Raw genomic sequence first — 294 nt, 5'->3', positions numbered from 1 at the left:
GCTTCTGTAAGGCTTCTATAAACCGGGGATGAAAGGCTTCCTCCGGGGAGTGTGGGGCGTAGTCCGTTCTCCATGCCCGAAGCAGGTGGAGATAATCGGCAAGAATACGGAAGCAGCGGTTCTTTGCTTCCTGCAACTGTTCCTCCGGGGATTTCTGCCGGGGCTTTGGCTTTTTTTCCTTTCCCGGCGGTTTCCAGTCCTCATAGGAAAGCCCGAAGTCCTGTGCCAGCTGTACGGCGGCTTCTTTCTTTCTCAGCCCATACAGGGCGGCGGCAAAATCAATCACATCCCCAT

The 294-nt window shown here is 55.1% G+C and carries 1 pseudogene; it reads right to left on the bottom strand.

The annotated features are described in order from the left end of the window. A pseudogene (locus tag PGY33_RS14325) lies at positions 1 to 294 on the bottom strand (CHC2 zinc finger domain-containing protein); the annotation flags it as partial.

Source organism: Butyricicoccus sp. AF18-9LB, from assembly GCF_027684505.1.
GTDB classification, from domain to species: domain Bacteria; phylum Bacillota; class Clostridia; order Oscillospirales; family Butyricicoccaceae; genus Agathobaculum; species Agathobaculum butyriciproducens.
This window is presented reverse-complemented; position numbering and strand designations above follow the sequence as displayed.